Source organism: Allobosea sp. 2RAB26 (assembly GCF_052115465.1).
GTDB lineage: Bacteria > Pseudomonadota > Alphaproteobacteria > Rhizobiales > Beijerinckiaceae > Allobosea.
Genome location: NZ_JBFRGS010000081.1, coordinates 1 through 560, shown reverse-complemented (window position 1 = coordinate 560; position 560 = coordinate 1). Strand labels below are relative to the sequence as shown.

The window sequence follows — 560 nt, the reverse complement described above, 5'->3', positions numbered from 1 at the left end:
CGCGGGGTGGAGCAGCCCGGTAGCTCGTCAGGCTCATAACCTGAAGGTCGTCAGTTCAAATCTGGCCCCCGCAACCAAACATCCCAAAACACACTCAAGCCCGCCGCGATAAACGCTGCGGGCTTTCTGCGTTCTAAACGGCAAAACACAAGGCTCGGCACGCGGATCAGCATGGTCCCGCGGATGGACCGACCGACTCCCGCCGGCCTGGCGCCAGGACCAGATAAAGCGCTGCGGCTGGCCGCTACCGCTTCACCCGCAAGCGCGGGCGGCTAGCGTTCCAGTCGCGGGCTCGATTGATCATCGCACGAACATGCTCGGGATCCGCGTCATCCTGCCGGACCAGGACCGCCGGCCAACCCACATAATGCGCAGTTTGCCAGTATGTCTCCGGAGCCAACGCCATCAGCATGGTGACCGTGTCACGATCGATCGCGATGCAGAAGGACCCAGCTTCGTGCCCGGGCGACAGAAACGCCCGGCCCTTCACCTTGACCGCCGGCATGCCATAGCTGGTTGAAATCCCGGCGCCAGGAAGCGTCAGTGCGTAGGCAACGGCC

At 63.6% G+C, this 560-nt stretch carries 1 protein-coding gene and 1 tRNA gene; one reads left to right on the top strand and one right to left on the bottom strand.

What is annotated here, in order from left to right:
• Positions 1-77 (top strand) — tRNA-Met (locus AB4118_RS34110).
• A gap of 167 nt (positions 78-244) precedes the next feature.
• Here the strand turns inward: AB4118_RS34110 and AB4118_RS34105 are convergent.
• On the bottom strand, positions 245-560 hold a 316-nt coding region (locus AB4118_RS34105), incomplete at its 5' end, for an MmcQ/YjbR family DNA-binding protein (RefSeq protein ID WP_441493910.1).